The sequence below is a fragment of the Pseudomonas sp. GW822-FHT03F08 genome (genome assembly GCF_058801265.1).
Map to the genome: position 1 here is coordinate 329,588 of NZ_JBXANC010000001.1, position 24,607 is coordinate 354,194.

Annotated in this window: 23 protein-coding genes; 8 read left to right on the forward strand and 15 right to left on the reverse strand. The window is 61.1% G+C overall.

Features of this window, described 5'->3' with window-relative positions; all coding sequences use genetic code 11:
- Positions 1 to 75: 75 nt before the first annotated feature.
- Complete coding sequence (locus AC1RME_RS01515) at positions 76 to 432, reverse strand: gamma-glutamyl-gamma-aminobutyrate hydrolase family protein (RefSeq protein WP_141401752.1); 357 nt, start codon at positions 430 to 432, stop codon at positions 76 to 78.
- Between the two features lie 278 nt (positions 433 to 710).
- On the opposite strand from AC1RME_RS01515, the gene AC1RME_RS01520 reads away from it, so the two are divergent.
- On the forward strand, positions 711 to 2,087 hold the full coding sequence (locus AC1RME_RS01520; protein ID WP_096817455.1) for a glutamine synthetase family protein: 1,377 nt from the start codon (positions 711 to 713) through the stop codon (positions 2,085 to 2,087).
- A gap of 117 nt (positions 2,088 to 2,204) precedes the next feature.
- On the forward strand, positions 2,205 to 2,837 hold the full coding sequence (locus tag AC1RME_RS01525) for a TetR/AcrR family transcriptional regulator (protein WP_085708993.1): 633 nt from the start codon (positions 2,205 to 2,207) through the stop codon (positions 2,835 to 2,837).
- A 68-nt stretch (positions 2,838 to 2,905) separates the two neighbouring features.
- Here the strand turns inward: AC1RME_RS01525 and AC1RME_RS01530 are convergent, their stop codons facing one another.
- The 8 genes from AC1RME_RS01530 to AC1RME_RS01565 all read right to left on the reverse strand — a co-directional run bounded on the left by AC1RME_RS01530 (position 2,906) and on the right by AC1RME_RS01565 (position 10,111).
- On the reverse strand, positions 2,906 to 3,121 hold the full coding sequence (locus AC1RME_RS01530; RefSeq protein WP_007953520.1) for a TOBE domain-containing protein: 216 nt from the start codon (positions 3,119 to 3,121) through the stop codon (positions 2,906 to 2,908).
- A gap of 27 nt (positions 3,122 to 3,148) precedes the next feature.
- Positions 3,149 to 3,955 carry an aliphatic sulfonates ABC transporter ATP-binding protein gene (ssuB, locus tag AC1RME_RS01535; RefSeq protein ID WP_096817453.1) on the reverse strand — a complete coding sequence of 269 codons (807 nt, stop codon included), beginning with the start codon at positions 3,953 to 3,955 and terminating at the stop codon, positions 3,149 to 3,151.
- The gene (gene ssuC / locus AC1RME_RS01540; protein ID WP_011336451.1) at positions 3,952 to 4,734 is read right to left on the reverse strand and encodes an aliphatic sulfonate ABC transporter permease SsuC; all 783 of its coding nucleotides are present in this window, start codon (positions 4,732 to 4,734) and stop codon (positions 3,952 to 3,954) included. The genes ssuB and ssuC overlap by 4 nt, the downstream gene beginning before the upstream one ends.
- A gap of 9 nt (positions 4,735 to 4,743) precedes the next feature.
- Positions 4,744 to 5,892 carry an FMNH2-dependent alkanesulfonate monooxygenase gene (ssuD, locus tag AC1RME_RS01545; RefSeq protein WP_011336452.1) on the reverse strand — a complete coding sequence of 383 codons (1,149 nt, stop codon included), beginning with the start codon at positions 5,890 to 5,892 and terminating at the stop codon, positions 4,744 to 4,746.
- Between the two features lie 25 nt (positions 5,893 to 5,917).
- On the reverse strand, positions 5,918 to 6,898 hold the full coding sequence (locus tag AC1RME_RS01550; RefSeq protein ID WP_096817451.1) for a sulfonate ABC transporter substrate-binding protein: 981 nt from the start codon (positions 6,896 to 6,898) through the stop codon (positions 5,918 to 5,920).
- Positions 6,899 to 6,987: 89 nt separating this feature from the next.
- Positions 6,988 to 7,581 (reverse strand): NADPH-dependent FMN reductase, encoded by a 594-nt coding sequence (ssuE, locus tag AC1RME_RS01555; RefSeq protein WP_085731495.1) that lies wholly within the window; start codon positions 7,579 to 7,581, stop codon positions 6,988 to 6,990.
- 242 nt (positions 7,582 to 7,823) lie between these two features.
- Complete coding sequence (locus tag AC1RME_RS01560; RefSeq protein ID WP_457380131.1) at positions 7,824 to 8,462, reverse strand: peroxiredoxin; 639 nt, start codon at positions 8,460 to 8,462, stop codon at positions 7,824 to 7,826.
- A gap of 305 nt (positions 8,463 to 8,767) precedes the next feature.
- Positions 8,768 to 10,111 (reverse strand): OprD family porin, encoded by a 1,344-nt coding sequence (locus tag AC1RME_RS01565; RefSeq protein WP_096817448.1) that lies wholly within the window; start codon positions 10,109 to 10,111, stop codon positions 8,768 to 8,770.
- A 365-nt stretch (positions 10,112 to 10,476) separates the two neighbouring features.
- Between AC1RME_RS01565 and tauA the strand changes: the two genes are divergently transcribed.
- Positions 10,477 to 11,466, forward strand: a complete 990-nt coding sequence (tauA, locus tag AC1RME_RS01570) for a taurine ABC transporter substrate-binding protein (protein ID WP_096817963.1) — start codon at positions 10,477 to 10,479, stop codon at positions 11,464 to 11,466.
- A gap of 39 nt (positions 11,467 to 11,505) precedes the next feature.
- Here the strand turns inward: tauA and argA are convergent, their stop codons facing one another.
- Positions 11,506 to 12,804, reverse strand: coding sequence for an amino-acid N-acetyltransferase (gene argA / locus AC1RME_RS01575; protein ID WP_096817446.1), 1,299 nt, complete (start codon positions 12,802 to 12,804; stop codon positions 11,506 to 11,508).
- 135 nt (positions 12,805 to 12,939) lie between these two features.
- Entirely contained in the window at positions 12,940 to 14,088 is a 1,149-nt protein-coding gene (gene argE / locus AC1RME_RS01580; protein WP_096817444.1) for an acetylornithine deacetylase, read from the reverse strand.
- Positions 14,089 to 14,244: 156 nt separating this feature from the next.
- Between argE and AC1RME_RS01585 the strand changes: the two genes are divergently transcribed.
- Positions 14,245 to 15,615, forward strand: coding sequence for a CYTH domain-containing protein (locus AC1RME_RS01585; protein WP_096817442.1), 1,371 nt, complete (start codon positions 14,245 to 14,247; stop codon positions 15,613 to 15,615).
- Between the two features lie 39 nt (positions 15,616 to 15,654).
- On the opposite strand, the gene AC1RME_RS01590 is transcribed toward AC1RME_RS01585, so the two are convergent.
- Positions 15,655 to 16,125, reverse strand: coding sequence for an Lrp/AsnC family transcriptional regulator (locus AC1RME_RS01590; RefSeq protein ID WP_007951785.1), 471 nt, complete (start codon positions 16,123 to 16,125; stop codon positions 15,655 to 15,657).
- 126 nt (positions 16,126 to 16,251) lie between these two features.
- Between AC1RME_RS01590 and AC1RME_RS01595 the strand changes: the two genes are divergently transcribed.
- Both AC1RME_RS01595 and tfpB read left to right on the forward strand, forming a co-directional pair.
- A complete protein-coding gene (locus tag AC1RME_RS01595) occupies positions 16,252 to 16,590 on the forward strand; it encodes an ACT-like domain-containing protein (RefSeq protein ID WP_096817440.1) in 339 nt (112 codons plus the stop codon).
- 90 nt (positions 16,591 to 16,680) lie between these two features.
- Positions 16,681 to 18,465: a type IV pilus assembly ATPase TfpB gene (tfpB, locus tag AC1RME_RS01600; RefSeq protein ID WP_096817439.1), complete on the forward strand. Its 1,785-nt coding sequence runs from the start codon at positions 16,681 to 16,683 to the stop codon at positions 18,463 to 18,465.
- Positions 18,466 to 18,470: 5 nt separating this feature from the next.
- Here tfpB and AC1RME_RS01605 read toward each other — a convergent pair whose 3' ends face one another.
- Positions 18,471 to 19,436 carry a hypothetical protein gene (locus AC1RME_RS01605; RefSeq protein WP_493090306.1) on the reverse strand — a complete coding sequence of 322 codons (966 nt, stop codon included), beginning with the start codon at positions 19,434 to 19,436 and terminating at the stop codon, positions 18,471 to 18,473.
- A gap of 138 nt (positions 19,437 to 19,574) precedes the next feature.
- Between AC1RME_RS01605 and AC1RME_RS01610 the strand changes: the two genes are divergently transcribed.
- Entirely contained in the window at positions 19,575 to 19,895 is a 321-nt protein-coding gene (locus AC1RME_RS01610; RefSeq protein WP_169843014.1) for a DUF2388 domain-containing protein, read from the forward strand.
- A gap of 54 nt (positions 19,896 to 19,949) precedes the next feature.
- On the opposite strand, the gene gcvP is transcribed toward AC1RME_RS01610, so the two are convergent.
- Positions 19,950 to 22,823, reverse strand: a complete 2,874-nt coding sequence (gene gcvP / locus AC1RME_RS01615; RefSeq protein ID WP_493090308.1) for an aminomethyl-transferring glycine dehydrogenase — start codon at positions 22,821 to 22,823, stop codon at positions 19,950 to 19,952.
- A 157-nt stretch (positions 22,824 to 22,980) separates the two neighbouring features.
- Here gcvP and AC1RME_RS01620 point away from each other — a divergent pair, with 157 nt between their 5' ends.
- Positions 22,981 to 24,123 (forward strand): DegT/DnrJ/EryC1/StrS family aminotransferase, encoded by a 1,143-nt coding sequence (locus AC1RME_RS01620; RefSeq protein ID WP_096817433.1) that lies wholly within the window; start codon positions 22,981 to 22,983, stop codon positions 24,121 to 24,123.
- Positions 24,124 to 24,193: 70 nt separating this feature from the next.
- On the opposite strand, the gene gcvH is transcribed toward AC1RME_RS01620, so the two are convergent.
- Positions 24,194 to 24,577 (reverse strand): glycine cleavage system protein GcvH, encoded by a 384-nt coding sequence (gene gcvH, locus AC1RME_RS01625; protein WP_007951795.1) that lies wholly within the window; start codon positions 24,575 to 24,577, stop codon positions 24,194 to 24,196.
- Between the last annotated feature and the right edge of the window lie 30 nt (positions 24,578 to 24,607).

Genomic DNA, 24,607 nt, shown 5'->3' on the forward strand with positions numbered 1-24,607 from the left:
TCTCCTGACGCGTGTCAGGCAAGTTTGACGCACGGGGCGTCGCGTTAAGGGGGCTTGCTTGCGCGCAGTACCGGCTTACGCCTGGCACCGCGCATAGACAATGAAGGAGGAGCTTACCTGCCCTTTACGCTGGCGTTGCATTTCCTGTGCACATTCCGGGCGTGCAGAATCACGGGCACGGCGACGGGCGCGGTGCAGGCCGGAAGAAGGAAAGAGATCTATATTGAAAGGAGAACCGCTAAAGAGGATGCCCCCGCATGCGTCCAGAATATCGGACGCTGTCGCCTGATCTGCCGTGGACAGAGACACCGCTGGCAGGCTGCGAGCCTTGCTGGCTGCGCTGCGGACGGACGTGTCGCCACTGATGTGATAAGCATGCAGACCGGACTGCAAGGAGCAGTCGGTGACGCCGATTAACGGCAGGCGAGACATGAAGCACCCCGGTATTATTGCTGTTATGGGTTTGACCCGAGCTTAGCCTTGTTCATTTTTTTACACAACACCCCCGTAAAAAATACAACACGGCCTGCTCAAGCCTGCGGGTGGCGTGTCCTCCATGGATAAAAAAATGCCCCAAAGTGCCCCATAAATGCCCTCATGGCGCTTTTTCAGGGCAAAAAAGGCCTCGCTTGACTTCGGCAGGCCGTTCGGGTTGACTGAAACCAGAAAAGATCAATGATTGATATTTTTAACAACAAAGGTGTTGCATCATGTCGGTACCCCCGCGTGCCGTTCAGCTTAACGAAGCGAACGCGTTCCTTAAGGAACATCCTGAGGTTCTGTACGTTGACCTTCTGATTGCGGATATGAATGGTGTGGTGCGCGGCAAGCGCATCGAACGCACCAGCCTCCACAAGGTTTACGAGAAAGGCATCAACCTGCCGGCCTCTCTATTTGCTCTGGATATCAATGGTTCGACGGTGGAAAGCACCGGCCTGGGCCTGGACATCGGCGACGCCGACCGTATCTGCTATCCAATCCCCGACACCCTGTGCAACGAGCCATGGCAGAAGCGCCCTACCGCGCAACTGTTGATGACCATGCACGAACTCGAAGGTGACCCTTTCTTCGCCGATCCGCGCGAAGTACTCCGTCAAGTTGTTGCAAAGTTTGACGAGCTGGGCTTGACCATCTGCGCCGCATTCGAACTCGAGTTCTACCTGATCGACCAGGAAAACGTGAACGGCCGCCCTCAGCCGCCACGCTCGCCGATCTCCGGCAAACGCCCGCATTCGACCCAGGTTTACCTGATCGACGACCTCGACGAATACGTCGACTGCCTCCAGGACATTCTGGAAGGTGCGAAAGAGCAAGGCATCCCGGCCGACGCCATCGTCAAGGAAAGTGCCCCGGCGCAGTTCGAAGTGAACCTGCACCACGTCGCCGACCCGATCAAGGCGTGCGATTACGCGGTCCTGCTCAAGCGTCTGATCAAGAACATCGCCTACGACCATGAAATGGACACCACCTTCATGGCCAAGCCGTACCCGGGTCAGGCCGGCAACGGTCTGCACGTCCACATTTCGATTCTGGATAAACAAGGCAAAAACATTTTTGCCAGCGAGGATCCCGAGCAGAACGCCGCACTGCGTCACGCGATCGGCGGTGTGCTCGAGACCCTGCCCGCGCAGATGGCTTTCCTCTGCCCGAACGTCAACTCCTACCGTCGTTTCGGCGCACAGTTCTACGTGCCGAACTCGCCGAGCTGGGGCCTGGACAACCGCACCGTGGCCCTGCGCGTACCGACCGGCTCCGCCGACGCGGTCCGTCTGGAACACCGCGTTGCCGGCGCCGACGCCAACCCGTACCTGCTGATGGCTTCGGTCCTGGCGGGCGTGCACCACGGTCTGGTCAACAAAATCGAACCGGGCGCTCCGGTCGAAGGCAACAGCTACGAGCAGAACGAGCAGAGCCTGCCGAACAACTTGCGCGATGCCCTGCGCGAGCTGGACGACAGCGAGGTGATGGCCAAGTACATCGATCCTAAGTACATCGATATCTTCGTCGCCTGTAAGGAAAGCGAGCTGGAGGAGTTCGAACACTCCATCTCCGACCTTGAGTACAACTGGTACCTGCATACCGTTTAAGCGGATTGCAGCAAAAGAAAACGCCGTTGGCTTCTCAGCCCGCGGCGTTTTTTATTGGCCCCTGTGGCACATGGCCAAGCTCTGCGTACAATGCCCGATGCCCCGCAGGAGACTTTCATGACGCGTCCCGCCCCCGTCCGCAAACCCCGTGCCCGCAGCCAGGCGCGGATCGATTCGATACTCGACGCCGCGCGCACGCTGCTGGCCGCCGAGGGCGTGGCGAGCCTGTCGGTCTACAGCGTCGCCGAGCGCGCGCAGATCCCACCCTCCTCGGTCTACCATTTCTTCGCCAGCGTCCCGGCCTTGCTCGAGGGCCTGACGGCGGATGTCCACGCGGCTTTCCGCGCCTGCCTGCAAGCGCCGATCGATCACGACGCCCTGCGCGACTGGCGCGACCTGTCACGACTGGTCGAGCAACGGATGCTGGAGATCTACGACGAAGACGCCGCCGCCCGGCAACTGATCCTCGCGCAACACGGCCTCACCGAAGTCACCCAGGCCGACCGCCAGCACGATCTGGAACTGGGCGACCTGATGCACAAGCTGTTCGATCATCACTTCGAACTGCCGAAGCTGCCGGACGACGTCGACGTGTTCGCACTGGCGATGGAACTGGGCGACCGCGTCTACGCCCGCTCGGTGCAGCAGCACGGGCAAATCACGCCACGCATGGCCGAGGAAGGGATGCGCGTGTTCGATGCCTACATCGGGCTGTATCTGCCGCCCTATCTGCCCAAGCGTATTCTCTAGCGCCGCACGACAGACACAAAAAACCCCGAAGGGCTCACACCCTTCGGGGTTGTTTTTTACTCACAGGCTTACAACTTGGCGATGGACACCTCGGTGGATTTCACGAAGGCGATCACTTCGCTGCCGACCTCCAGTTCCAGCTCCTTGACCGAACGGGTGGTGATCACCGACGTGACGATGCCGGAAGCGGTCTGCACGTCGATTTCCGACAGCACGTCGCCGAGAACGATCTCCTTGATCGCGCCTTTGAACTGGTTGCGTACGTTGATGGCTTTGATAGTCATGGCATTGATTCCTGTCGTTTGCTTGAGTTATTGAGCCCAACGCAGTTGCGTAGGCAAGGGTGAAACGGGCTCCGGCGCCGGCGGCTCGCCGGGCAGGGACAACACACGGTTGAGTACTTCGGTTTCCAGCGCTGCCAGTCGATGGGAGCCACGCACCCGAGGGCGCGGCAGCTCCACCTGCAGATCGAGACCGACTTCGCCGTCCTCGATCAGAATCACCCGGTCGGCAATCGCCACCGCTTCGCTGACATCGTGGGTCACCAGCAACACGGTGAAACCATGCTGTTGCCAGAGACGTTCGATCAGTTGCTGCATCTCGATCCGGGTCAGCGCGTCCAGTGCGCCCAACGGTTCGTCGAGCAACAGCAGGCGCGGTTGATGGATCAAAGCGCGCGCCAGTGCCACACGCTGCTTCTGCCCGCCGGACAAGGCCGCCGGCCATTCGTTGGCGCGATCGGCGAGGCCGACTGCATCCAGCGCTTCCAGGGCTTGCGGACGCCAGTTGCCTTTAAGGCCGAGACCGACGTTGTCGATGATCTTTTTCCATGGCAGCAACCGTGCTTCCTGGAACATCAATCGGGTGTCTTCCTGCGCGTCGCTCAGCGGTGCAGCGCCGGCCAGCAGGTCGCCGCCGGTGGGTTGATCGAGGCCAGCGAGCAAGCGCAACAACGTGCTTTTGCCGCATCCGCTGCGTCCGACCACGGCGACGAACTGTCCCGCCGGAATGTGCAGGTCGATGCCCCGCAACACCTGCCGCGAACCGAAGGTCTTTTGCAGATTGCGCACCGCCAGCGGAATGCCGCGCAGCAGGCGTGGAGGTTGTTGAGCGGTCATGCCGCACCTCCTTTCGCCACTTGATACGCCGGATGCCAGCGCAGCCACACACGCTCAAGTCCACGGGCCGCGAGGTCGGCCAGTTTGCCGAGCACCGCGTAAAGCAGAATCGCCAGCACCACCACGTCGGTCTGCAAAAACTCACGGGCATTCATCGCCAGGTAACCGATGCCCGAGCTGGCAGAGATGGTTTCCGCCACGATCAGCGTCAGCCACATGAAGCCCAGCGCAAAACGCACGCCGACCAGAATCGAAGGCAACGCCCCCGGCAGAATCACCTGCCAGAACAGGCTGAAACCGGACAAGCCATAACTGCGGGCCATTTCCACCAGCGCCGGATCGACGTTGCGGATGCCGTGATAGGTGTTGAGGTAGATCGGGAACAACGTGCCCAACGCCACCAGGAAAATCTTCGCCGACTCGTCGATGCCGAACCACAGGATCACCAGCGGAATCAGCGCCAGATGCGGCACGTTGCGGATCATCTGCACCGAGCTGTCGAGCAGGCGTTCGCCCCACTTCGACAGGCCGGTGATAAAGCCCAGCACCAGGCCGATGCTGCCACCGATGGTGAAGCCCAGCGCCGCACGCCAGCCACTGATCGCCAGGTGCGTCCAGATTTCACCACTGCGCACCAGGCTCACACCGGCTTCGATCACCGCCACCGGCGCCGGCAGAATCCGCGTCGACAGCCAACCCGCCGACACCGACAACTGCCACACCGCCAGCAACAACACCGGCAACGCCCAGGGCGCGAGGCTGTGGATAAATTTCTTCATGGCGGCGCCTCAGCTCTGGGACGCGGCTTTGGGAAGGATGTCGTTAGCCACCATTTCGCCGAACGGGCTGACGTAACCGGCGCTTTTCGGCAGTTCAGGACGTTCGACGTCGAGGTGCGGGAACAGCAGCTCGGCGACCCGATACGACTCCTCGAGGTGCGGGTAACCGGAGAAGATGAAGGTATCGATGCCCAGATCCGCGTATTCCTTCACGCGTGCAGCTACAGTCGGACCGTCGCCGACCAGCGCTGTACCGGCACCGCCGCGCACCAGGCCGACGCCGGCCCACAGGTTCGGGCTGACTTCGAGGTTGTCACGACTGCCACCGTGCAGCGCGGCCATGCGTTGCTGGCCGACCGAATCGAACCGCGCCAGTGACGCCTGGGCACGTTTGATGGTGTCGTCGTCCAGATGCGAAATCAGGCGATCCGCCGCTTGCCAGGCTTCGGCGTTGGTTTCCCGCACGATCACATGCAGACGGATGCCGAAGCGCACAGTGCGGCCGAGTTTGGCGGCCTTGGCCCGAACCTGTTCGATCTTCTCGGCAACGGCTGCTGGCGGCTCGCCCCAGGTCAAAACCATTTCCACTTGTTCGGCGGCCAAATCCTGCGCCGCTTCCGACGAACCACCAAAGTACAGCGGCGGACGCGGTTGCTGGATCGGTGGATAGAGCAATTTGGCGCCCTTCACGCTGATGTGCTCGCCGTCGTAATCCACGGTTTCGCCTTCCAGTACACGACGCCAGATCCGGGTGAATTCCACCGAGGCCTGATAGCGCGCTTCGTGATCGAGGAACAGCCCGTCGCCGGCCAACTCTTCCGGATCGCCACCGGTCACCAGATTGAACAGCGCACGACCACCAGACAACCGATCCAGGGTCGCGGCCTGGCGCGCTGCCACCGTCGGGGAAATGATCCCGGGGCGCAGGGCGACCAGAAACTTCAGGCGCTGGGTCACCGGGATCAGCGATGCCGCTACCAGCCACGAATCCTCGCAGGAACGGCCGGTGGGAATCAGCACGCCGCCAAAACCCAGTCGATCCGCCGCTTGCGCGACCTGTTGCAGATAGCCGTGGTCGACGGCGCGGGCGCCTTCGGCGGTGCCAAGGTAATGGCCGTCACCGTGGGTAGGCAGGAACCAGAAGATGTTGAGGCTCATGGAGTGGTCTCCTTGGGAATTCGATTTACTGGGCTTGGGTCGCCGAGCTTTGGGCCACAGCGGCCGGTGGTGTCCAGATCACATCCTTGATGCTCAACGGCTTGGGAATCAGCTTGAGCTGGTAGAAGGTGTCGGCGATTTTCTGTTGCGCGGCGACCACTTCCGGGGTCAGGAACAGCGCGCCGTAGCCCTGGCGCTTCACCGAGGTCAGGGTGATGTCTGCCGGCAGGCCGAGCAGCGGCGACACCTGTTGGGTCACGTCTTCAGGATTGGCCTTGGACCATTCGCCGACGGCGCGCACTTCTTCCACCAGGGTCTTGATCACCTCGGGATTTTTCTGTGCGTAGGGTTTGGTCGCCAGATAGAACTGGTGGTTGTCGACGATGCCTTTGCCGTCACGCAGGGTGTGCGCTTGCAGTTGCTTCTCGGCGGCGGCCTGGTACGGATCCCAGATGACCCAGGCGTCGACGCTGCCACGTTCGAACGCAGCGCGGGCATCGGCCGGCGGCAGGAATACGGTTTGAATGTCGGTGTACTTGAGGCCGGCGTCTTCCAGCGCACGCACCAACAGGTAGTGGACGTTGGAGCCTTTGTTCAGGGCGACTTTCTTGCCCTTCAGATCCGCCACCGATTTGATCGGCGAATCTTTCGGCACGAGGATCGCTTCGCTGTTTGGCGCTGGCGGCTCGTAAGCCACGTAGAGCAGGTCGGCACCGGCCGCCTGGGCGAAGACTGGCGGGGTTTCGCCGGTGACGCCGAAGTCGATCGAGCCGACGTTCAGGCCTTCCAGCAGTTGCGGGCCGCCGGGGAATTCAGTCCATTGCACGTCGACGCCTTGGGCGGCGAGACGCTTTTCCAGCGTGCCTTTGGCTTTGAGCAGCACCAGCGTGCCGTATTTCTGATAACCGATACGAAGCGTCTCGGCTTGAGCTTGAGTGATGGCGCCGAAGGACACAGCCGCAGCAAACAGAGCGACCAGACCACGACGCAAAAATACAGTGCGCATAGCGCTCTCCTTTTTGCTGTTGGGTTTTGGCTGCACCTGCTTGCCCGTTGGCGGGCGAGTAAGGCCAGTACTTCAAGTTTCGATGTGGCTCAAATGCTCCAGCGAGCACTCAACAAACGTTCGTTCAACAGCCCCGGCTCCAGTGGCTTCGGCCGGCGGGCCATGGCGCTGACAAACTGGTCCAGCGCTTCATGTAGCCGCTGCTCCAGAGCTGGCGCCAACTGCGCCGCGGCACTGCCTTCGCCGTAGGCGATCTGGCTGTCCTCGGCAAAAATCCCTTGCAGCATTTCCTGGGCCTTCAACGCCGACAGCACTGGTTTGAGGGCGTAATCGACCACCAGCATGTGGGCGATACTGCCGCCCGTGGCCATCGGCAAGACAATCTTGTGGTTCAGGGCGCGCTCGGGCAGCAGATCCAGTACGGTCTTCAGTGCGCCGGAGAACGACGCCTTGTAGACAGGAGTCGCGATCAGCAGGCCATCGGCGTTTTCAATCTGTTGCAGCAGGTCGAGCACCTTCGGGCTGTCGAAGCGGGCGTGGAGCAGGTCTTCGGCCGGGAAGTCCCGCACCTGATAACTCACCACTTCCACCCCTTGCTGCTGCAACCAGCGTTGCGAGCGCTCCAGCAACACCCCGGAACGGGAGCGTTGACTGGGACTGCCACCGAGTGAGACGACCAGCATTCAGACAATTCCTTGAGCGTTACCGGCGATTCGCGGGTTGCGATCTCGCTTCAATGACACTGACCTTACCAGCTGATTCATATATCCATAAATCATATTTATTCATTTGGTTATTCTTTGTGGAGATATGCGTTTCACGTTCTTCCGGGCAAAAAAACAGGCCGTGAAAACGGCCTGAAACCCTGCATCGTGGTTCGAACTGATCGCTCCCCATGCAGAGTGTGGGAGCGATCCGAGGACGGTTATTTGTTCGGCTGTGGCGTCAGGCGCAGGTACGGCTTCACCGCGCGGTAGCCCTTCGGAAAGCGTTTCTTGATTTCATCTTCATCCTTGAGCGACGGCACGATCACCACTTCATCACCGTCCTGCCAGTTGGCCGGGGTGGCCACCTTGTAGTTGTCGGTGAGTTGCAGCGAGTCGATCACCCGCAGGATCTCGTGGAAGTTGCGCCCGGTGCTCGCCGGGTAGGTGATGGTCAGGCGGATCTTCTTGTTCGGATCGATCACGAACAGCGAACGCACAGTCAGAGTATCGCTGGCGTTCGGGTGGATCAGGTCATAGAGATCGGACACCTTGCGATCGGCATCGGCCAGGATCGGGAAGTTGACGATTGTGTGCTGGGTTTCGTTGATGTCTTCGATCCACTTGTGGTGCGAGTCCACCGGATCGACCGACAGGGCGATGGCCTTCACGCCGCGTTTGGTGAACTCATCCTTGAGCTTGGCGGTGAAGCCCAGCTCGGTGGTGCAGACCGGGGTGAAGTCCGCCGGGTGGGAGAACAGCACGCCCCAGCTATCGCCCAGCCACTCGTGGAAACGAATCTTGCCAGCGCTGGAATCCTGTTCGAAATCGGGGGCGATATCGCCGAGTCTGAGGCTCATGGTGCTGCTCCTGATGAGTTGTTGGAGACCTCAACTGTAGCTCGGGATTTGCCTATCTGAAAAAGAATAAATAACGAGATATTTATATCGTTTAAGAATATTAAACATCTGTTCACTGGACGCCTGCCGGCAACGCGCCGAACATCGGCCCCAAGGTTCGAGAAGGCCTTGAGTTGCTGCAAAGAGGGAAATGTCGGGAAAGGTCTACGGGGGTGGGCCTGACCCGAAAACGCAAAAGCCCCGTCCGGCGCGATGCCGGACGGGGCTTTTTTACGTCGGTTTTTTACATCAGTGCAGGAGCGCTATTACAGCAGCGGGATCGAGTAGCTGACGATCAGGCGGTTTTCGTCCTGGGAACGAGTGTTCGCCAGGTCGGTACGCCACATGGCGTTCTTCCAGGCAACGCCGAGGTTCTTCAGCGGGCCTTCCGGAATCACGTAACCAACGGTCAGGTCACGTTCCCACTCGGTGCTGTCGCCCAGAGGGGTATTGATGTTGTTGCCACGCAGGTAGATCACGCCAGCCGTCAGGCCAGGTACGCCGACCTTGGCGAAGTCATAGGCGTAGCGAGCTTGCCAGGTACGTTCGCCGGCACGGGCAAACTTCTGGATCTGCATGTCGGTGATGGTGCTGTTGGACGAACCGTCACCCTGGTTCAGCCAAGGGAAGTCACTGTCACCCTTGGTGTACTGATAGCCGCCACCGAAGGTGTGACCTTCAACCGAGTACAGCGCCAGGTAGCTGTACAGATCGTTGTCGACCTTGCCCTTGACGGTTTTGCCGCCATAGAAGCCGCTGGTGTAGTAGGCAGGGGTGTCGCCGTTGTTGCCGTTGTCACGGCTGCGGTAGTAACGCAGGTCGCTTTTCAGTACGCCTGGACCGATTGCCCAGTTGTGTACCAGACCCAGGAAGTTCTGCGAGTAGAACTCCTTCAGCTCGCCGTAGTAGTACGAGGCGGTCAGGTCTTTGGTGATTTTGTAGTCAGCACCCGCGTAGTAGAACTTGTTGCTGAACACGCCGGTGTCGTAGTTCGAACCGGCGTTCGCGCCAGCGATCGACATGTTCTCGTTGTTGCTCGAGTTACGACCTTTCACGGCTTCAACCTGACCGGCAGTCAGGGTCAGGTCCTTGATCTCGTTCGACGTGATCGCTTCGCCCTGGAAGGTTTGTGGCAGCAGACGACCATCGTTGTACTTGATGACCGGGTTGTTCGGCAGCAAGGTACCGACCTTCAGCTCGGTCTGGGAGATCTTGACCTTGCCGGTCACACCCAGGCTGGCGAAATCGTGTACGGCTTTGTTGCCATCGCTTGGGAAAACGGTGCCGCCCGAAGCAGTGCCGGTGTAGTTGCCGTGTTCTGCACGGCTGGAGTCCAGGCGCACGCCGTACAGGCCGATTGCGTCAACACCGAACTGAACGGTGCCCTGGGTGTAACCGGAGATGAAGCGCAGATCGAAGCCTTGGCCCCACTCGGCGTTCTTGTTGCGAGTGTTCGACGTTGCAGACGGCTGGCCATCGCGGTTGTCGGTGTTGATGTAGTAGTTACGCAGCCCCAATGTGGCCTTGCTGTCTTCGATGAAACCGGCGGCGCCTGCCTGCTGCGCCATAACCCCTACAGCCACGGCCAGGGCCAAGGTGGACTTGTTCATGTATCGCTCCTCTCGTTTCTAATTCTTGTGTTCCTGGTCCGGAGTCTGATGCCCCTGGATCCTAAGATGCGCGATTAGCGCCAGACCGTGACTGACAAGTCAATCGTAACCTTGTGTGTCTACGACCAAGGTCTAATCGCAGTTATTTGGTCCTTGCAGGGTAAAGATTTCCTGATAAACCCAAAAAGAATTTATTCATTCTTTTTCATACCATTCGGGTATATGGCTCTGTAGTGGCCATCTGCACCGGGATACAGCGTATCGGCGACTAAGCTCATTCCTAAATGGTATTTATTAGCCTTTTTTTAGATCGTTTAGCTTTGGCGAAACCCCGATTCGTCAAACCCTATCGAAAAGGCGACGCCATCATGGCCAAACGCGCACTATCTAGTCAATTTGTTACAGTTTTTGTATCGGCATTGATTTCTTTCTCAGCCCACGCCGCCAACCTCACTGTCGGCTACCAGACCGGCATCGATCCAAGCAAAGTCCCTCAGGCCGATGGCGTTTACGAGAAGACCATAGGCGAAAAAATCGACTGGCGCCGTTTCAACAGTGGCCCGGAAGTTGTGACAGCCATCGCCTCCGGTGACGTACAGATCGGCAACCTCGGTTCCAGCCCGTTGGCTGCCGCCGCTTCGCGCAACCTGCCGATTGTCGCGTTCATCGTCTCGGCACAGATCAATGCCGCCGAAGCCCTGGTCGTTCGCAACGGCAGCGGTATCAACAAGCCCGAGGATCTGATCGGCAAGACCATCGCCACCCCGTTCGTCTCCACCTCCCACTACAGCCTGCTCGGTGCGCTCAAGCACTGGGGGCTGAAAACCTCGAAAGTCAAAGTGGTGAACCTGCAACCCGCAGAAATCGCGGCGGCCTGGAAACGCGGTGACATCGACGGTGCCTTTGTCTGGTCACCAGCGCTGGGCGAGATCCGCAAGACCGGCAAGACCCTGACCGATGCCGCGCAGGTCGGCCAGTGGGGCGCGCCGACCTTCGAAGTCTGGGTAGCGCGCAAGGACTTTGCGGAGAAGCATCCTGAGGTCGTGGCCAAATTTGCCAAGGTGACTCTGGACTCGTTCGCCGACTATGCCGCCCATAAAGAAAGCTGGACGGCCGACTCGGTGCCGGTGCAGAAAATCGCCAAACTGACCGGTGCCAACGCTGCCGACGTCCCGGAATTGCTCGCCGGTTCGGCTTTCCCCGATGCCAAGGCGCAACAGACCACTGCGCTGCTGGATGGCGGCACGGCGAAGGCGATTGGTGAGACGGCTAAATTCCTGAAGGAACAAGGCAAGGTCGAAAGCGTACTGCCCGACTATTCGCCGTATGTCAGTGCGAAGTTTGTCGCGGAGTAAAGGATATGCCCCCACGAGTCGCGTGGGGGCAATTGCCGATCACAGGGCTTTTTCGAAGATCTTCGAGTTGCGCTGATAGTTGTAGAGAGAAGCCCGGGCCGCCGGCAGGCGCTCGACGCTGCTCGGCTCGAAGCCGCGCTCGCGGAACCAGTGGGCGGTGCGGGTGGTGAGGACGAACAGTGTCTTCAGGCCCTGCGCCCGGGCACGGGTCTCGATGCGTTCGAGCAATTCGTCGCCACGACCGCCATGGCGGTATTCCGGGTTCACCGCCAGGCACGCCAGCTCACCGGCATCCGAATCGGCAATCTGATACAGCGCCGCACAGGCGATGATCATCCCTTCACGCTCGACCACGCTGAACTGCTCGATCTCACGCTCCAGCACTTCGCGCGAACGGCGCACCAGAATCCCCTGCTCTTCCAGCGGACTGATCAGGTCGAGCAAGCCGCCGACGTCTTCAATCGCCGCCTCGCGCACCCGCTCGAATTGCTCCTGGGCCACCAGCGTACCGCCACCGTCACGGGTGAACAGTTCGGTCAGCAGCGCGCCGTCCTCGGCATAACTGACGATGTGACTGCGCGCCACGCCGCCACGGCAAGCTTCGGCGGCGGCATCCAGCAGTTCTGCCTGATAGTTGCTGCCCAGACGCTGCAAATGCGCCGGCACCTGTTGCGGGCGCAGTTCGCGCACCAGTTTGCCGTTTTCGTCGATCAGACCGAGGTCAGCGCCGAACAGCAGCAGTTTGTCGGCGCCCAGATCGATAGCGGCGCGGGTGGCGACGTCTTCGCAGGCCAGGTTGAAGATTTCACCGGTCGGCGAATAACCCAGCGGCGACAGCAGCACGATGGAGCGCTCATCGAGCAGACGGTTGATGCCCTTGCGGTCGACCCGGCGCACTTCACCGGTGTGGTGATAATCGACACCTTCCAGCACGCCGATCGGCCGTGCGGTCACCAGATTGCCGCTGGCCACTCGCAGGCGCGAGCCCTGCATCGGCGACGAGGCCATGTCCATGGACAACCGCGCTTCGATGGCGATGCGCAACTGGCCAACCGCGTCGATCACACACTCCAGCGTCGCGGCATCGGTGATGCGCATGCCGTGGTGGTAATGCGGGGTCAGGCCGCGCGCGGCAAGACGGGTTTCGATCTGCGGACGGGAGCCATGCACCAGCACCAGTCGCACGCCAAGACTGTGCAGCAGCACGAGGTCATGGACGATGTTGCCGAAATTCGGATGCTCCACGCCGTCGCCGGGCAGCATGACGACGAAGGTGCAGTCGCGGTGGGCATTGATATAAGGGGACGCGTGACGAAGCCAATTGACGTATTCGGGCATGAACCTGGGCCTGTAATAAATAGCAGCCGGAAAAAGGGCGAAACGGAAAACGCACAGCGGGCTGATGGTTATCGTCGGAACAGGCTTGGCGACACGCGCGCTCTCCTCATGAATACGGGTTGGCCGGACGGCAATTTATACAGCTTTGAGACAGTAATGTTCGATCAACTGCCGCAATAGATGCACGGTAGGCTGCAAACGTGACATTTCAAGGTACTCGTCCGGCTGGTGGGCGCAGGCGATGTCGCCGGGGCCGAGCACGATGGTTTCGCAGCCAAGGCGCTGAAGATAAGGCGCTTCGGTGCCGAACGCTACCGCTTCGGCCGTGTGGCCGGTGAGTTTTTCGGCAATTCGCACCAGTTCGGCGTCCTCGGCCTGCTCGAACGGCGGCACTTCGGGGAACAAGGGTGCGTAGTCGATCTTCACCTGATGCCGTTCGGCGACCGGGTTGAGCTTGCGCAGGATCTCGGCCCGCAGGACCTTCGGGTCCATTCCCGGCAACGGCCGCAGATCAAACTCCAGCGAACACTGACCGCAGATACGGTTGGGGTTGTCGCCACCATGGATGCAACCGAAGTTCATGGTCGGCTGCGGGACGCTGAACTGCGGGTTGTTGAATTCGCGCTGCCACAGCAGGCGCAGGCCACGCAGTTCGCCGATGGCGTCGTGCATCGCTTCGAGGGCGCTGTGCCCCAGGCGTGGATCCGACGAATGGCCACTCTGCCCGAGGATGTCGATGCGCTCCATCATGATGCCCTTGTGCATGCGGATCGGCTTGAGCCCGGTCGGCTCGCCGATCACCGCCGCCCGGCCCAGCGGCCGCCCCGCTTCGGCCAGCGCCCGGGCGCCGGACATCGAGCTTTCTTCATCGCAGGTGGCGAGGATCAGCAGCGGTTGCCTGAACGGCTGGTCGAGCAGTGGTTGCACGGCTTCGATGATCAGGGCGAAGAAGCCCTTCATGTCGCAACTGCCGAGGCCGACCCAGCGGCCATCGACTTCAGTGAGTTTCAGTGGATCGGTTTTCCACAACGCATCGTCGTAGGGCACCGTGTCGCTGTGCCCGGCCAGCACCAGCCCGCCGGGGCCGCTGCCGAAACTGGCGAGCAGGTTGAATTTGCCGGGGCTGACCTGCTGGATATCGCAGCTGAAGCCCAGATCACCGAGCCAACCCGCGAGCAAGTCAATCACTGCCCGGTTGGACTGATCGAGGCTCGGCTGGGTGCAACTGACCGACGGCACGGCGATCAGTGCAGCGAACTGGTCTTGCATGGACGGCAAAGGCATCGCTGACTCCAACTCCCGGATTGAAGTCCATCATAGAACCATCCGGCGCCGAGAATAAACCGCCGCAAGGCGTAGGAAGTTTGAGTCCTGTACACTGCACGGCCTTGGCAGCCACACATTCCCCCGGCTGCGCTCCCGATCCTGGATTTTCCGGCCATGCAGAAAGAAACCGAAATCAAACTCCGCGTCAGCCGCGAAACTCTCGCCGCCCTGCGCGAGCACCCTCTCCTGAAAAAACGCAACAAAAGTGGCTGGGAACGCCGTGAGTTGATGAATCAGTACTTCGACACGCCCGAGCGTGACCTGGCCCGGGCCAAGGTTGCCCTGCGCCTGCGCAAGGACGGCGAAGAAGTGATTCAGACCCTCAAGACCCGTGGCCAGAGCGTTGCCGGTCTGTCCGAGCGTAACGAATACGACTGGAACCTGCCCAAAGCCAAGCTCGACGTGAAGAAACTCGACGGCGAATGCTGGCCCGAGTCCCTCGCCGAGCTGGACAAGAAAACCCTGAAGCCGATCTTCACCACCGATTTCGTCCGTGAACGCGCCGAAATCGCCTGGGGCCGTGGCAAGACCAAAGTGGTCATCGAAGCCGCGCTGGACCTGGGCCACGTGGTAGTCGGCAAACAGAAAGAAGAAATCTGCGAGCTGGAACTGGAACTGCGTGAAGGCGAGCCTGCCGCGTTGCTGGAACTGGCCGCCGAACTGGCCGAAACCCTGGCCCTGATGCCGTGCGACATCAGCAAGGCCGAGCGCGGCTATCGCCTGTACGACGCCAACAGCTATTCGCTGAGCCTGCCGGCACCGGCCATCACCGCTGAAACCCCGCTGGACGATGCCTTCGCCGCCCTGAGCTGGCACTTGCTCGGCAGCAGCCAGCGTCTGGCCGAACAGTATCGTTTCAACGGCCATTGGCGCCTGCTGCAGGACTGGGTCGAGAACCTCGCGGAAATGCGCGCCCTGCTCAGCAGCCTCGGCCAGGCCGCACCGCGTCAATCGACCCACGACCTGCGCGTTGCACTGGACGCCTTGCTGGAAGACTGGCGTCCACTGGTACAGGTCGGTATTGAAGACGAAGACGTGCGCAAAGCCGCGCCGGAGCAGTTCCTCGAAGAACTGGAAGACCCGCGCTGGGGCCTGTTCTCGCTGAACACGTCGCGCTGGTTGCTGGCCCGCACCTGGGCGGCCGACCGCAACACCCGTGGCAATCGCCAGGGTGCGGCGCAATTGGGCAGCTGGTTGCCGCGCCTGCTGGGCGAAGAAGCCACCTCGCTGCAATTGCAGCGTTATCAGCAGCAGCCGGAAGATCTGGCCGAGCAACTGCCGCGCATCGAGCGCATCCAGGTCTGGCTGCACCATGCGCGCAACGTGCTGGAGATCCCGGAAATGGATCGTCTGTACGGCGAGCTGAACAAACTGGCGCAACTGGCCAACGAGCCGACCATCACGGATGAACTGCTCGATGCGCGCAAGCATCAGGCAATTGCGGTTTACCAGAACCGCGCCTGGAAAATGCTGCTGCGCATGTAATCCCCGGATGATGATCGTTCCCACGCGTGGGAACGATCATCAGCGCAATACCGGCAGGCTCGTCGTCGACTTGATCTCCGACAGCGCCACGATCGAGTTCACCTCCTGAATCCCCGGCACCAGCGACAGCTTCTCGAAGAAGAATCGCTCATACGCCTCGATGTCCGCCGCGACAATCCGCAACAGAAAGTCCACCGCCCCCATCAGCACGTAACACTCCAGCACCTCGGGAAAGCCGCGAATCGCCTCGGTGAATTCGGTGAAGTTCGAACGGCCGTGGGCGTTGAGTTTGATTTCGGCGAAGATCTGCGTGTTCAGGCCGATTTTCTTGCGATCGAGCAAAGTCACCTGGCCGCGAATGATCCCCTCCTCCTTCATCCGCTGAATCCGCCGCCAGCAAGGCGACTGCGACAGGCCCACCTGTTCGGCGATCTGTGCGCTGGACAAGGAAGCGTCCTCTTGCAGCAGGGCGAGAATGCGCCGGTCGTAGCTGTCCAGCTCACTGTGCATAAAAAATCCTCAAAACAAGCCAATGGCGAATTGATCAGACCGATCAATCACGTAATCAGCTCATCTTAGATAAGAAATGCCCGGCATCGAATGTAAAAATTCCCCCAATGATTCCGGAGACCAGCCATGCCACACCTCGAAGCCGTCAACACCCCAGCGCCCCGTGCCGATGTGTGGAACGCCAGCAACGCCCATTGCCACGCGCAGTACCAGATACTGGCCGAGGCCGAGCCGGATTTGCTGGTGCGTGTGTTGAACCTGTTCGCCTTGCAGTTCCTCACCCCGGAGCAGGTCAATGTCCAGCGCCTGGACGACCTGCTGTCCATCGACATCGTCATGAGTGGCCTGAGCTGGCATCGCGCCCAGGTGATCGCGGAAAAACTTCGTAACCTGATCAGCGTCTGCTCGGTGAACCTGCAAAACCCCGAGACGGCGTGGGATGCGCCCACTCAGGCGGCAGGCTGACAAAAGCGGAAACGCCTTTGTCGGGTAGTGGCCCAACGGTCTGCGGGGCCACGGCTATCCTTTGCGAACTGTTGTTCAAAAGGAGCCCGCATGTCCGTTCAACTCGCCACTCAGGACCGCTGGCTGGATCTCAATGATGTATTGCGTGAACTGGTCGCCCAGGGCTTCATCAGCCAGGACTCGGCCGAGCATGCGCTGAATGCGCGCCGCCGCCATGCCACCCATGGGCAGGTGCACCCGCTGGAATTCATCGCCGGCCAGCAACTGGACGACCTCAGCCGGCCGGGCAAACACCTGGACCTGGAAAGCCTGACCCTGTGGCTGGCGCAGCAGGCCGGCCAGCCGTATTTGCGGATCGATCCGCTGAAGATCAACGTCGCCGCCATCACCCCGCTGATGTCCTACGCCTTCGCCCAGCGCCACAGGATCCTTGCGGTGTCGGTCGACCGCGATGCAGTGACCGTCGCCAGCGCCCAGCCCTACGTCAATGGCTGGGAAGCCGACCTGACCCACGTGCTGAAACTGCCGATCAGACGGGTGGTCGCCAACCCGGTGGACATCCAGCGCTTCAGCGTCGAGTTCTTTCGTCTCGCCAAATCGGTCAGCGGCGCCAGCAACGCCGACCAGCCGGGCAGCAACCTCGGCAATTTCGAACAACTGCTCAACCTCGGCGCCAGCGATCAGGAGCCGGACGCCAACGACGCACACATCGTCAACATCGTCGACTGGCTGTTCCAGTACGCCTTCCAGCAACGGGCCAGCGATATCCACATCGAACCACGCCGCGAGCAAGGCACGGTGCGCTTTCGTATCGACGGCGTACTGCACAACGTCTATCAATTTCCGCCGCAGGTGACGATGGCGATTGTCAGTCGCCTGAAAAGCCTTGGCCGAATGAACGTCGCCGAGAAGCGCAAACCCCAGGACGGCCGGGTCAAGACCAAGACCCCGGACGGCGGCGAGGTCGAGTTGCGCCTGTCGACGCTGCCCACCGCGTTCGGCGAAAAAATGGTGATGCGGATCTTCGACCCGGAAGTACTGCTCAAGGATTTCGATCAGCTCGGGTTTTCCGCCGACGACCTGCGCCGCTGGCAGGACATGACCCGCCAGCCCAACGGCATCATTCTGGTGACCGGGCCGACCGGTTCGGGCAAGACCACCACGCTCTATACCACCCTGAAAAAACTGGCGACCCCGGAAATCAACCTTTGCACCATCGAAGACCCGATCGAGATGGTCGAGCCGGCCTTCAACCAGATGCAGGTGCAGCACAACATCGACCTGACCTTCGCCGCCGGGGTACGGGCGCTGATGCGGCAGGACCCGGACATCATCATGATCGGCGAGATCCGCGACCTGGAGACCGCCGAAATGGCGATCCAGGCTGCATTGACCGGGCACCTGGTGCTGTCGACCCTGCACACCAACGATGCACCGAGCGCCATCAGCCGCCTGCTGGAACTCGGGGTGCCGCATTACCTGATCAAGGCCACGGTGCTCGGGGTCATGGCCCAACGGCTGGTGCGTACGCTGTGCCCGCACTGCAAGGTGCCATTGCCCATCGGCGAGGAAGACTGGCAAACCCTGACCCGACCGTGGCAGGCGCCGCTGCCGGGCAACGCACAACGGGCCATCGGTTGCCTGGAATGCCGCGACACCGGTTATCACGGTCGCGCCGGGGTCTACGAAATCATGCAACTGACCGACAGCCTCAAGGCGTTGATCAGCCCGGATACCGATCTGACGGCGCTCCGGCGCCAGGCTTTCAAGGAAGGCATGCGCAGTCTGCGATTGTCCGGCGCGCAGAAAGTCGCGGCGGGGCTGACGACTATCGAGGAGGTGTTGCGGGTCACTCCGCAAAGCGAACAGAAATAGCCCGGTTACCGGTCAAACCCCTCAACCTCGGTGCTGGGTTTGATCCATAGCTCGGAGCCATCCAGCCTATGCTGCTCAATCGACTGGCCGGGACCCAGCCTCTTGCCGGAGTGCAGGTTTCGTCCGGTGTAGTATTCGTCCGCACTGAATATCAATGTGGATGGCGCGTTCTGTTGCACTCTCATTCCTTGAGGGTACGTCCACTCGCCAAGGGTCAGCGGGCTCTTCAGGTTCCCCTCCCAACGCACGAGCGTGCGCTGCGGGTCCAGACGGACGCTCACGTTCGCCAGTTCAATGCCGTCGATGAAAACCGTGGATGTCGAACGAAAATGGGTAACAGCGTAGCCGGTGTCCAGCTTGTAGAGCTGGCTGGAGTCCGGCCAGTTCAGCCCGGCGATTTTCGTACCAGCCACCAACTGACAATCGCTGAACTGCCAATGCTCCGGCTGAAACCGGGTATGCTCGCCGAAGCCCAGATGGACCCAACTCCCTCCGCGACAGGGCCAGCCCTCCACCTCTTGATCCCCGACGAGCTTCAAATCTACTGCCAACGGGAGAATCATCTGCAGGGTAGAAACTCGCATTCCCTTGATGGTATGCGGTACAGCAAACTCGGCACCCCGCAGGTTGGCCAGTCCATAGACCTGAGGCTGGCCGCTCCCGTCCAGCGGTTCGGCTGATCTCAGGTGCAACCGGGTGCCGGCAGGAAAATTCAGACCCTGAACTTGAACCGCATCCTCCAGTTTCGGATTAAGGAGCTTGTTTTCCCGATAACTGACCACCACCTGAAACAAGGTAAAGCCAACCACGCTGACACAGACCAGCATCAGAACAGCAAATTTGCGCGGATGGCGCAGCAGCGCCCTGCGCCATGGCGGAACACAGAGCATGATCAAAAGGCCAGGAAGGCCGATGAACGCGCCCATCAGCACCGTCCACATCACCCCGTAAATCAGCGCGATAACACCCACGATTGCATCCCTGCGAAAAAATCAGGGGGCATGGTGTCAAACTACCCATCGCGTCTCCAGCGCTACTTGAGCCGCCATGGAACTCGACAGGGTAAATGGCGATCCAAGGTCTCAGTTCAACCCCCTGTGGAGTCACCCATCATGCGTCTCAAACTTGCTGTCGCCACCCTCGCCCTGCTGTCCCTTCCCGTTGGTTCAGCGATGGCCGACAGCTTTTGGCGTAACGTCATTTCGTCCGGCGCCACCACTGGCTCGACGTACCTGACCTTCAAGGATCACAAGCTGATCGTCGCCGCCCAGGATGACGCCGGCAGTTTCGTCGCCAGCGATGGCGGCATCCGTGGCCCGTACCTGGAAGCCGCCATGCAGAAAGTCCGCGCCGACAACCCGGGCCTGCAAGCGACGGACATGGAACTGGCGAACGCGATCCTGGCGAAGAACGCCGTAGCATCGGAATAAACCTTTCGCCCAAAAAAATGCCGCTCACATGAGCGGCATTTTTTTGCCCGCCAATCAGCGGTAATCATCCACCGGCACACACGCGCAGAACAGGTTGCGGTCGCCATAGACGTTGTCCACCCGGTTCACCGCCGGCCAGTATTTGTGCGCCTTGGTATGCGCATCCGGCGTGATGCCCTGCTCAATAGTGTAAGGCCGCTCCCAGACGCCGGTGACATCGGCCAGCGTATGCGGCGCACGCTTGAGCGGATTGTCCTCGGCCGGCCAGTTGCCGTTTTGCACTTCGGTGATTTCCGCGCGGATGCTCAACATGGCGCCGATGAAGCGGTCCAGTTCGGTCTTGGACTCACTCTCGGTCGGCTCGACCATCAAGGTACCCGGCACCGGGAACGACATGGTCGGCGCATGGAAGCCGTAATCCATCAGGCGTTTGGCGATGTCTTCCTCACTGATGCCGGTCTGCGCTTTCAGCGGCCGCAGATCCAGAATGCATTCATGGGCCACCCGATCATTGCGCCCGGTGTAGAGCACGGGAAAGGCGCCGGACAGATGCTGCGCCAGGTAATTCGCCGCGAGGATCGCCACTTCGCTGGCGTCCGCCAGTTGCGGCCCCATCATGGCGATGTACATCCAGCTGATCGGCAAAATGCTCGCACTGCCCCAGGGCGCTGCGCTCACCGCACCGTTCTGCGGTTGCGGCCCGTCGATCGGCACCACCGGGTGATTGGCGACGAACGGCGCCAGATGCGCCCGCACACCGATTGGCCCCATGCCCGGCCCGCCTCCGCCGTGGGGAATGCAGAAGGTCTTGTGCAGGTTCATGTGTGAAACGTCGGCGCCGATGTCCGCCGGCCGCGCCAGTCCGACCTGGGCATTGAGGTTGGCGCCGTCCATGTACACCTGGCCGCCGTGCTTGTGGATAACTTCGCAGATTTCGCTGATGCCCTCCTCGTACACGCCGTGGGTCGACGGATACGTCGCCATCAGGCACGACAACTTGTCTCCCGCCTCGGATGCCTTGGATTTCAGGTCATCCAGATCAACGTTGCCCGCCTCGTCGCACTCGACGATCACCACGCGCATCCCGGCCATCTGCGCCGAGGCCGGGTTGGTGCCGTGGGCCGAGGACGGGATCAGGCAGATATCGCGCCCGCCCTGGTGGCGACTTTCGTGGTATTTGCGGATCGCCAGCAACCCGGCGTATTCGCCCTGGGCGCCGGAGTTGGGCTGCATGCAGATCGCGTCGAACCCGGTGATCGCGCACAACCAGCGCTCCAGCTCTTCGATCATCAACGTGTATCCGACGGCCTGCTCTCGGGGCACGAACGGGTGCAGGTTGGCGAACTGCGGCCAGGTGATCGGGATCATTTCACTGGTGGCGTTGAGTTTCATGGTGCAGGAGCCGAGCGGGATCATCGACTGGTTGAGCGCCAGATCCTTGTTCTCCAGCTGCTTGAGGTAGCGCAGCATCTCGGTTTCGCTGTGATGGGCGTTGAAAACCGGGTGGCGCAGATAGGGTGAACTGCGCAGCAGATTATCCGGAATCCCGGACACCAGCGTTTCAGCGTCGAGTTCTTCGACGTTCAATCCATGATCGACACCCAACAGCACATCGAACAGTTTGCCGACCGTGCTCTCGTCACAGGTTTCATCGAGGCTCAGGCCCAAATGGCCGCGACCGAGAATCCGCAGGTTGATCTGCGCGGCCTGAGCGCTTTCGATGATCGCGGTCTGCGCGCCGCCGACGTCCAGGGTGAGTGTGTCGAAAAAGTGCTCGTTGATACGCTTGATGCCATGCCGCTCAAGGCCGGCAGCGAGGATGCAGGTCAGCCGGTGCACGCGCTGGGCGATCCGCTTGAGCCCTTGCGGCCCGTGATAGACCGCGTAAAAACTGGCGATGTTGGCCAGCAACACCTGGGCGGTGCAGATGTTCGAATTGGCCTTCTCCCGGCGAATATGCTGCTCCCGAGTTTGCAGGGCCATGCGCAGCGCCACGTTGCCACGAGCGTCCTTCGACACGCCGATGATCCGCCCGGGGATCGCCCGTTTGTACTCCTCGCGACTGGCGAAAAACGCCGCGTGCGGCCCGCCGTAACCCATCGGCACACCGAAGCGCTGTGAAGAGCCGAACACCACATCGGCGCCCAGTTCACCCGGTGGCGTCAGCAACAACAGACTGAGCAAATCGGCCGCCACGCATGCCAGCGCCTGTTGCGCATGCAGGTGATCGATCAACGGGCGCAGGTCGCGGACCTCGCCGTGGGTGTCGGGGTATTGCAGCAGCGCGCCGAACACCTGGTGCTGCTTCAAGTTATCCACCGTGTCGACGATCAGCTCGAAGCCGAAGCCTTCGGCGCGGGTCTGCACCACGGAAATGGTTTGCGGATGACAGTTTTCGTCGACGAAAAACAGATTGCTCTTCGACTTCGCCACGCGCTTGGCCAGCGCCATGGCCTCGGCGGCCGCAGTCGCCTCATCGAGCAACGAGGCGTTGGCCAGTTCCAGACCGGTGAGATCGATTGTCAGTTGCTGGAAGTTGAGCAACGCTTCGAGCCGGCCCTGGGCAATCTCCGGTTGATAGGGCGTATAGGCGGTGTACCAACCGGGATTTTCCAGCACGTTACGCAAAATGACCGCCGGCGTGAGGGTGCCGTGGTAACCCATGCCGATCAGGCTGGTCCAGACCTGGTTCTGTTCGGCGTACCCGCGCAGTTTCGCCAGCGCGGCCTGCTCGTCCAGCGCGGGCGGCAGGTCCAGTTCGCGGTTGAGGCGGATGACGGGCGGGACAGTCTGCTCGATCAGTTCGATCCGGCTGCCGAGGCCCAGGCTGTCGAGCATCGCCTGCTGCTCGGCGGCATCGGGGCCGAGGTGACGGCGCAGGAAGGCATGGGGGTCGCGTAACTGGCTCAGGGATGGCAACTGGGACATGACGGGCTCTCTCTTGGCTGGCGGCTCGGCGTCAATGCAACACGGTCAAACCAGCATAGCAGTCGATACCGTCGCGGACGGCTTGGCGGCGGGTGGCCGAACGGGGCATGCTGTGGCACCTGTAACACGCGCCCAACCCTCGGATGATCGAATCCTCATGAGCCAACTGCCGTTTCTGCCGTTTTCCAAACCTGTCATCGATGAAGCCACCATTGCCGCCGTCGGCGATGTCCTGCGTTCCGGCTGGATCACCAGCGGGCCGAAGGTCCAGGCCTTCGAGGCGCAACTGTCGGAATACTTCGGCGGGCGCCCGGTACGCACGTTCAACTCCGGCACCTGCACCATGGAAATCGCCCTGCGCATCGCCGGCATCGGGCCGGGGGACGAAGTGATCACCACGCCGATTTCCTGGGTGGCCACGGCCAACGTGATTCTTGAGGTCGGGGCCACACCGGTGTTCGCCGACATCGACCCGGTCACCCGCAACATCGACCTGGATCGACTGGAAGCGGCCATCACCCCGCGCACCAAGGCGATCATCCCGGTCTATCTCGCCGGGTTGCCGGTGGATATGGAGCGCCTGTACGCTATCGCCAAAAAACACAACCTGCGCATCGTCGAAGACGCCGCGCAGGCACTCGGTTCGAGCTGGAACGGCCAGCGCATCGGTGCCACCGGTGATTTCGTGTCGTTCAGCTTCCAGGCCAACAAGAACGTGACCTGCTCCGAAGGCGGATGCCTGGTGCTGAATACGCCGGAAGAAGTGCGTCTGGCGGAGAAATATCGCCTGCAAGGCGTCACCCGCACCGGGTTCGACGGTCTGGATGTCGATGTGCTGGGTGGCAAGTTCAACATGACCGATGTGGCGGCCGTCATCGGCCTCGGGCAGTTCGCCCACATCGAAACGCTGACCGCCCATCGTCAGGAACTGGCTCGCCACTACTTCAAATGCTTTGGCGACGACTTCGAAGCCACGTACGGCGCGCAACTGCCGCCAGCCGACTTCACCAACAGCAACTGGCACCTGTTCCAGCTGGTGTTGCCGGAGCGCAAGGACGGCTTGCCGGCGCGGGCCACGTTCATGGAGCAGATGCAGGCGCTGGGCGTCGGCATCGGCTATCACTACCCGCCGATCCACCTGCTGAGCCTGTACCGCGAGCGCGGTTTCAAGGAAGGGATGTTGCCGGTGGCCGAGCGCGTCGGGCGGCTGATTGTGTCGTTGCCGATGTTCACCACCATGAACAAGGCAGATGTCGAGCGCTCGGTGGCGGCGGTCAAAGCGGTACTGGGCAACGCCTGAGCCGCGCGATTGAAAGCTGCGGCCACAAAAAAGCCCCGACGGATCGGGGCTTTGCGGTGTTGCGTGAAGCTTATTCGCCGATGGCAGCCTTGTAGCCGGCAGCGTCGAGCAGCTTGTCCAGCTCGGCCTTGTCGCTTGGCTTGAGCTTGAAGATCCACGCGGCGTACGGATCGTTGTTCAGTTCTTCCGGCGCGCTGGCCAGGTCTTCGTTGACGGCGATCACTTCACCGCCGACCGGGGAGTAGATGTCGGAAGCGGCCTTCACCGATTCGACAACACCGGCAGCATCACCGGCAGCAAACACCTTGCCGACTTCGGCCAGTTCAACGAACACCACATCACCCAACGCTTCCTGGGCGTGATCGCTGATGCCCACGGTGACGGTGCCATCGGCTTCCAGGCGCGCCCATTCATGACTTTCGGCAAAACGCAGTTCGGCTGGGATGTTGCTCATGCTCGGTGTCCTCAAGAAATTGTCAGCGGT

Bases quoted from the DNA above. Each gene is read 5' to 3' on its own strand.
- AC1RME_RS01515 (WP_141401752.1), bottom strand. From the start codon at position 432: ATGTCTCGCCTGCCGTTAATCGGCGTCACCGACTGCTCCTTGCAGTCC.
- AC1RME_RS01520 (WP_096817455.1), top strand. From the start codon at position 711: ATGTCGGTACCCCCGCGTGCCGTTCAGCTTAACGAAGCGAACGCGTTC.
- AC1RME_RS01525 (WP_085708993.1), top strand. From the start codon at position 2,205: ATGACGCGTCCCGCCCCCGTCCGCAAACCCCGTGCCCGCAGCCAGGCG.
- AC1RME_RS01530 (WP_007953520.1), bottom strand. From the start codon at position 3,121: ATGACTATCAAAGCCATCAACGTACGCAACCAGTTCAAAGGCGCGATC.
- ssuB (WP_096817453.1), bottom strand. From the start codon at position 3,955: ATGACCGCTCAACAACCTCCACGCCTGCTGCGCGGCATTCCGCTGGCG.
- ssuC (WP_011336451.1), bottom strand. From the start codon at position 4,734: ATGAAGAAATTTATCCACAGCCTCGCGCCCTGGGCGTTGCCGGTGTTG.
- ssuD (WP_011336452.1), bottom strand. From the start codon at position 5,892: ATGAGCCTCAACATCTTCTGGTTCCTGCCTACCCACGGTGACGGCCAT.
- AC1RME_RS01550 (WP_096817451.1), bottom strand. From the start codon at position 6,898: ATGCGCACTGTATTTTTGCGTCGTGGTCTGGTCGCTCTGTTTGCTGCG.
- ssuE (WP_085731495.1), bottom strand. From the start codon at position 7,581: ATGCTGGTCGTCTCACTCGGTGGCAGTCCCAGTCAACGCTCCCGTTCC.
- AC1RME_RS01560 (WP_457380131.1), bottom strand. From the start codon at position 8,462: ATGAGCCTCAGACTCGGCGATATCGCCCCCGATTTCGAACAGGATTCC.
- AC1RME_RS01565 (WP_096817448.1), bottom strand. From the start codon at position 10,111: ATGAACAAGTCCACCTTGGCCCTGGCCGTGGCTGTAGGGGTTATGGCG.
- argA (WP_096817446.1), bottom strand. From the start codon at position 12,804: ATGCCCGAATACGTCAATTGGCTTCGTCACGCGTCCCCTTATATCAAT.
- argE (WP_096817444.1), bottom strand. From the start codon at position 14,088: ATGCCTTTGCCGTCCATGCAAGACCAGTTCGCTGCACTGATCGCCGTG.
- AC1RME_RS01585 (WP_096817442.1), top strand. From the start codon at position 14,245: ATGCAGAAAGAAACCGAAATCAAACTCCGCGTCAGCCGCGAAACTCTC.
- AC1RME_RS01590 (WP_007951785.1), bottom strand. From the start codon at position 16,125: ATGCACAGTGAGCTGGACAGCTACGACCGGCGCATTCTCGCCCTGCTG.
- AC1RME_RS01595 (WP_096817440.1), top strand. From the start codon at position 16,252: ATGCCACACCTCGAAGCCGTCAACACCCCAGCGCCCCGTGCCGATGTG.
- tfpB (WP_096817439.1), top strand. From the start codon at position 16,681: ATGTCCGTTCAACTCGCCACTCAGGACCGCTGGCTGGATCTCAATGAT.
- gcvP (WP_493090308.1), bottom strand. From the start codon at position 22,823: ATGTCCCAGTTGCCATCCCTGAGCCAGTTACGCGACCCCCATGCCTTC.
- AC1RME_RS01620 (WP_096817433.1), top strand. From the start codon at position 22,981: ATGAGCCAACTGCCGTTTCTGCCGTTTTCCAAACCTGTCATCGATGAA.
- gcvH (WP_007951795.1), bottom strand. From the start codon at position 24,577: ATGAGCAACATCCCAGCCGAACTGCGTTTTGCCGAAAGTCATGAATGG.